This is a genomic window from Streptomyces novaecaesareae (genome assembly GCF_000716875.1).
GTDB lineage: Bacteria > Actinomycetota > Actinomycetes > Streptomycetales > Streptomycetaceae > Kitasatospora > Kitasatospora novaecaesareae.
In genome coordinates this window covers 1-5,876 of sequence record NZ_JNWQ01000159.1, presented here as the reverse complement: position 1 = coordinate 5,876, position 5,876 = coordinate 1, and the positions used below count along the sequence as shown (strand labels likewise).

The window sequence follows — 5,876 nt, the reverse complement described above, 5'->3', positions numbered from 1 at the left end:
CGTCGTCGAGGGCGACGACGCGGGTCTCGCCCTCCCCGTAGACCTTGTTCAGGCCGGTGGCGCGGGCGGCCGCCCGGCCGGTGCGGACGGCGGTTGCGGTCGACGGGGTCACGGGGTGCTCCTCGGGCTCGTGGGTGTGTACCTCCATGCTCCGCGAGGTGATCATGCTCCGGCGTCGCTCCGCCGGACGGTTGGCCCGACCACCGCTGGGCGTAGGAGGTGGGTGGACCCTCCTCCTTCGGTATGACGGGAACCCTGAGGGCCGGTTGCCGTCCGGGCGGTGGCCTGAACTACTATGCTTCGTGGCCGAATCCCGAACAGTTCGTCAGATGGCAAGGAAACATGACAACTTACGGGGCCGGGAACATGCGAAAGGGTGATCCGGGCGACTAGGCTCAGGGTGGTTTCGCAGGACGCCCGGATGGTGGAACGCAGACACGGGCAGCTTAAAACTGCTTGGCCGCGAGGCCGTGCCGGTTCGAGTCCGGCTCCGGGCACCGGTTCGACCCGGCGGGGGCGCCGACGGCCCCCCCGCCGGGAGTCGTTCACCGGATCCTCCTCGCGGCGTATCCCGGAATTTTTGCCAAGCCATTACCCTTGTGCATGGGCGGTGCAGTGCCGCCACGGAGGGAATGAGCAATGAGAAGCAGCAACCCGGTCTTCTCGCGGGAGGGGTCCTTCACCCGCGACTCCGGCTACGCGGGGTTCGGTAACACCGCGCAGGCCGGGAGCCCGTACGGCGCCAACCCCTACGCGGGGACGCAGTACGCCCAGCAGCCGCAGGGCCAGGCCCCGCTGAGCGACGAGCAGCTGTACGAGATGTACAACGGGCCGTCGGCCGGCCCCGGGGCCACCGGGCGGATGACGCTCGACGACGTGGTCGCCCGCACCGCCATGACGCTGCTGACCCTGGTCGCCGCCGGCGCGGTGGCCTGGTTCACGCTGCCGTTCCAGAACTTCGGCTACGCGATTGCCGCCTCACTGATCGCCCTGGTCGTCGGCCTGGTCATCCAGTTCAGGGTGAAGGTCAGCCCGGCGCTGATCCTCGTTTACTCGGCCCTGGAAGGCGTCGTTCTCGGCGCCTGGTCGCACTACCTCAACACCGTCTTCCCGGGCATCGCGATCCAGGCCGTGCTGGGTACGGCGGCGGTCTTCGGTGCGACGCTGTTCGTCTACAAGAGCGGCCGGATCCGGGTCACTCCGAAGTTCACGCGGATCGGCACCGCGATCGGCCTGGGCTTCGCGGTCCTGCTGCTGGTCAACTCGATCGCCTGGTGGTTCGGCGGGGGCGTCAACACCTGGTCCGGCCCCGTGGGCATCGGCGTCGGCCTGATCGGCATCGCCATCGGTGCGTTCTACCTCACGCTGGACTTCAACGAGATCGAGCAGGCCATCGCCGGGGGCGCCCCCCAGCAGGAGGCCTGGCGGGCCGCCTTCGGGCTCACGTTCTCGCTGGTCTGGATCTACTGGGAGATGCTGCGTCTGATCGCAAGTCTGCGCGGCGACGACTGATGTGACGTCCCCGACGTGAACACTGCCGCCGGGCCCTGGAGCCACCTGCTCCGGGGCCCGGCGGCTTTTCGTGGAGCCAGGCCATAGGCTCGCTGCCATGCATGACGTACAGCCCCTGATCGAAGCCGTCGACGCCCTGGCGGATCGTTTCCGCTCGCTGCCGCAGAGCAAGCTGCTGGGCGCCGTGCCCGGGTACGGGTCGCGGGCGGCGGCCGCGTTGGAGCTGGCCCGGCGGCTGGCCGCGCTGGCGCTGGCGGCGGAGGGCGGGCCGGCGCGGGACTTCCCGGACGCCGGGGCCTTCGCGGTGGGGGACCAACTGGCCGTCGCCGGGCACGACCTGGCGGCCTTGCTCGCGGCGCTGCCCGAGGGCGCGGAGGTGGCGTTGCCGGGCGGGCCCGAGCCGGTGGCCGGGGTGCTGGCCGACGCGGTGGCGGCGGTGCGGGGGACGGCGGCGCTCTGCGCCTGAGCGCGCTCGGACGAGCTCGGACGCGCTGAAGGCCGGCCGGGTCGGTAACCCCTTGACCCGGCCGGCCTTCGGTGCGTCGTGCGGCTGAGCGGGCGTCAGATGCTGGCGACCACGCGGTCGGCGAGCACGTAGACGGCGTCCTCGTCGGTGGAGAAGGTCAGCGAGTACGAGCCGGAGAAGCGCGAGCCGCCGAGCAGTCGGACGTGCTCACCGGCACGGACCGCGTCGATCAGCCGGTAGGCGGCCTCCCGGTCGCCCGGGGCCACGCAGAGCGTGGTGCCGTCGGCGAAGGCGTACACATCCAGGGTGCCCAGCGGGCCCGGGCGGACGTCGATCAGGGCGACGGCCTCCTCGGCGAGCGTGGCCAGCCGGTTGTCGGTCCACTCGCGGGACGGTGCCTGGCTGGGCACGAAGTCGGGGTGCGAGGGGTGCCGACGCGGGTCGGGCACGGGGGCCGGGGCCTCCTCGACGGCCGGGTCGGTGTCCAGCAGCCCGGCCTCCAGGCCGGTGGCCAGCAGGTCGGCCTCGCGGCGGGCCTGGGCGTCCTTCGTGGCCTCGCCCACCGGGTGGCCGGGGCGCAGCGGCGCGCCGCCGTCGGTGCCGGGCTCGGCCGGGCCGGTGCCGTCCTCGTTGATCAGGTCCTCCAGCGCGGAGCGCAGCGCCTCGCCGAACTCCGGGTCCATCGTCCCGGCGTTGTCGGCGGCGTCCTGCGGGCCGGTGGGGCGGGGGAAGAAGAGCGGCCACTCGTCGGTGCCGGAGAACACTCCGGTGTAGGGGGAGTCGAACAGCGGCGCGTCCTCGGCCGCGCGGGCCTCCTGCTCGGCCCAGAACGCCCGGGCCTCGGTGATCTCCCGTTCGCGGTCGGCGGCGAGCGCCTCGGCGACGGCCCGGCGTATCGCGGCCTCGTCGACCGGTGCGGGCACGGCCTGGGCCGCTGCCTGGGCGTCCAGTCGGCGGGAGATGCCCTGGAGACGGAGCAGCACGGCGGCCGACACGGTGATCAGGATCAGCAGCAGGATGATGTAGACGGCGCTCACGGAACGTACTCCTAGCGAGGAGCGGAACGGGGTTACGCCTCCACACTGCCGCATGCGGGGGTGTTACCGCAGTGGCGAATGTCTAATTCGTCCGGGACTTTCGCTCTTGTCCCCAAATTGTTAGGTAACACCGTTCTACGCAGTGGAGTTGATCCGCTCCGCAGTGTCGATTTCCGAGCCGGAAACGAACGGGAAGAGGGCCGGATCGACCTCTCGGTGTGATCCGGCCCTCAATTACGCAGTGTCACTCCACATGGGTGTTCCAGACCCTTCGGAGGCTGCGGGGAGGGATCAGCTGAGGCGCTCGATGACCATCGCCATGCCCTGGCCGCCGCCGACGCACATGGTCTCCAGACCGAACTGCTTGTCGTGCCACTGCAGGGAGTTGATCAGCGTGGTGGTGATCCGGGCGCCGGTCATGCCGAAGGGGTGGCCGACCGCGATGGCACCGCCGTTGACGTTCAGCTTGTCCAGGTCGATGCCGAGGTCGCGGTAGGAGGGGATGACCTGGGCCGCGAAGGCCTCGTTGATCTCGACCAGGTCGATGTCGCCGATGGTCAGGCCGGCCCGCTTGAGCGCCTGCTTGGAGGCCTCGACCGGGCCGTAGCCCATGATCTCGGGGGAGAGCGCGCTGACGCCGGTGGAGACCACCCGGGCGAGCGGGGTGATGCCGAGCTCGCGGGCCTTGGTGTCGGACATGATGACCAGCGCGGCCGCACCGTCGTTCAGCGGGCAGCAGTTACCGGCGGTCACGGTGCCGTCGGGGCGGAACACCGGCTTCAGGCCCGAGACGCCCTCCAGGGTGACGCCGCCGCGCGGGCCGTCGTCCTTGCTGACCACGGTGCCGTCCGGGAGCGTCACCGGGGTGATCTCGCGCTCCCAGAAGCCGGCCTTGATGGCGGCCTCGGCGAGGTTCTGCGAGCGGACGCCGAACTCGTCCTGCTCGGCGCGGGTGATGCCCTTGAGTGCGGCCAGGTTCTCGGCGGTCTGGCCCATCGCGATGTAGGCGTCCGGCAGCAGGCCGTCCTCGCGCGGGTCGTGCCAGCCCTCCCGTCGCCCACCACCACCCTCGCTCGAGGCGCTACGCGCCGCCCCCCACGTGCCCTCCTCGGCGCGCTTGGCGGTGCGGGCCTGGGCCTCGTCGAAGAGCGGGTTCATGGTGCCCGGCATGCCGTCCGAGGTGCCGTGGATGCTGCGCGAGACCGTCTCCACGCCGGCCGAGATGAAGACGTCGCCCTCGCCCGCCTTGATCGCGTGCAGTGCCATCCGCGTGGTCTGCAGCGAGGAGGAGCAGTAGCGGGTGATGGTGGCGCCGGGCAGGTAGTCCATGCCCATCTGGACGGCCACGATGCGGGCCAGGTTGTGGCCCTGCTCGCCGCCGGGCAGGCCGCAGCCCAGCATCAGGTCGTCGATCTCGCGCGGGTCGAGCTGCGGCACCTTGGCCAGGGCGGCCTGGATGATGTGGGCGGTCAGGTCGTCCGGGCGGACGTCCTTGAGGGAGCCCTTGAAGGCCCGGCCGATCGGCGAACGGGCGGCGCTGACGATGACGGCTTCGGGCATGACGGGCTCCTCGCTGGGTGACGGCGGACCTGACGTCCGGGAGGAAAGTTACCGCCTGGTAGGTCAGGCGTCACCCGCACCAGCGTGTGAGCTGGCCGACGTATTCCCGGGGGTCGGCGAGGCCTCCGGGGCGGGGTGCAGCTGGACCCCGGCCACCGTGCCCGAGCCGGGCAGGCCGATCCGCAGGCGCCGGCGCAGCAGGGCCCAGCGGTGGCCCGCGCCCTCCGCCTCCACGGCCGCGACCTCGGTGCCCTCGCGGCCGGCCGCCGCCGCGGCGGCCACCGCGACCGGCAGCACCGTCTCGCCCGGGACGGGCGCGGTCGGACGCTCCTCCTCGGGCCAGAGGCCGAGCGCGGCGCAGACCGAGGGCAGCACGGCCATCGCGGCGGTCGCGTAGCCCTGGGCGGAGGGGTGGTAGCGGTCGGCGGCGAACATCTCCGGGCGCGCGGCGAACTCCGGGCCGAGCAGCGAGCCGAGCGAGACCGTCCGGCCGCCCGCCTCCACCACGGCGATGGTCTGCGCGGCGGCCAGCTGCCGGCTCAGCCGACGGGCCACCCAGCGCAGCGGCGGGCGCACCGGCTTGATCGTGCCGAGGTCCGGGCAGGTGCCGACGACCACCTGGCAGCCGTTGGCGTGCAGTGCGGCGACGGCCTCGCCGAGCTGGCGCACGGCCAGCTGGGCCGGGCTGTGCCGGGTCACGTCATTGGCCCCGATCATGATCACGGCGATGTCCGGGTGGTGCGGCAGCGCCTGCTCCAGCTGGCCGGAGAGGTCGGCGGAGCGGCCGCCGGAGCGGGCCACGTTGACCAGCCGGACGGGGCGCTCGGCCACCGAGGCCAGGCCCGCGGCGAGCAGGGCGCCCGGGGTCTCCCGGGCCCGTGCCACGCCGAGCCCGGCGCCGGTGGAGTCGCCGAGGACGGCCAGGACGAGCGGCGGCTGCGGGGCGGCGGCGCCATCGGCGAAGGCCTCGCCGTAGGTGCCGTCGGCCTTGGGCGGGAGCGTCTCCAGGGCGCCGATGGCCTGGATGGCGAGCTTGCTCTCGGTCAGCAGCAGGCCCACCAGGCCCACGCCGAGGAGTCCGAGCCCACCGCCGCCGTACGCCGCCGCGGCGGCGATCCGCCGGGCCACCCGGGCCCGCGAGTCCTGTGCGCCTGGCATCCGACACCCCCTTCACGTCCTCGTGCTGCCCCTCCCGGGGGCGTACACCCCTCCTACCCGCGCGGAGGGCGGGAGTACCTGCGGGAGTGGGCCATTGGGGCCGGGGGGCGCTGCGCGGGGGGCGCTGCGCGCTGTGCGGGGCG

The 5,876-nt window shown here is 72.8% G+C and carries 5 protein-coding genes and 1 tRNA gene; 3 read left to right on the top strand and 3 right to left on the bottom strand.

The features are described 5' to 3' along the window. The first annotated feature begins 415 nt into the window (after window positions 1–415). The 3 genes from OP86_RS31975 (at window position 416) to OP86_RS37035 (ending at window position 1,978) form a co-directional block, all read left to right on the top strand. Window positions 416–497 (top strand) — tRNA-Leu (locus OP86_RS31975). Between the two features lie 142 nt (window positions 498–639). After that, complete coding sequence (locus tag OP86_RS31970) at window positions 640–1,512, top strand: Bax inhibitor-1/YccA family protein (protein WP_030062484.1); 873 nt, start codon at window positions 640–642, stop codon at window positions 1,510–1,512. Window positions 1,513–1,609: 97 nt separating this feature from the next. Next, window positions 1,610–1,978 carry a hypothetical protein gene (locus OP86_RS37035; RefSeq protein WP_030062483.1) on the top strand — a complete coding sequence of 123 codons (369 nt, stop codon included), beginning with the start codon at window positions 1,610–1,612 and terminating at the stop codon, window positions 1,976–1,978. Between the two features lie 95 nt (window positions 1,979–2,073). Here OP86_RS37035 and OP86_RS31960 read toward each other — a convergent pair whose 3' ends face one another. The 3 genes from OP86_RS31960 to OP86_RS31950 form a co-directional block, all read right to left on the bottom strand. Then, on the bottom strand, window positions 2,074–3,015 hold the full coding sequence (locus OP86_RS31960; protein WP_051831146.1) for a hypothetical protein: 942 nt from the start codon (window positions 3,013–3,015) through the stop codon (window positions 2,074–2,076). A gap of 291 nt (window positions 3,016–3,306) precedes the next feature. Next, window positions 3,307–4,575, bottom strand: coding sequence for an acetyl-CoA C-acetyltransferase (locus tag OP86_RS31955; protein ID WP_030062481.1), 1,269 nt, complete (start codon window positions 4,573–4,575; stop codon window positions 3,307–3,309). Between the two features lie 63 nt (window positions 4,576–4,638). Beyond that, window positions 4,639–5,733, bottom strand: a complete 1,095-nt coding sequence (locus tag OP86_RS31950) for an SGNH/GDSL hydrolase family protein (protein ID WP_078589000.1) — start codon at window positions 5,731–5,733, stop codon at window positions 4,639–4,641. Window positions 5,734–5,876: the final 143 nt, after the last annotated feature.

What these genes read in the sequence shown, in the direction of transcription:
- OP86_RS31970 (WP_030062484.1), top strand. Translation starts at nt 640, where the DNA reads ATGAGAAGCAGCAACCCGGTCTTCTCGCGGGAGGGGTCCTTCACCCGC.
- OP86_RS37035 (WP_030062483.1), top strand. Translation starts at nt 1,610, where the DNA reads ATGCATGACGTACAGCCCCTGATCGAAGCCGTCGACGCCCTGGCGGAT.
- OP86_RS31955 (WP_030062481.1), bottom strand. Translation starts at nt 4,575, where the DNA reads ATGCCCGAAGCCGTCATCGTCAGCGCCGCCCGTTCGCCGATCGGCCGG.
- OP86_RS31950 (WP_078589000.1), bottom strand. Translation starts at nt 5,733, where the DNA reads ATGCCAGGCGCACAGGACTCGCGGGCCCGGGTGGCCCGGCGGATCGCC.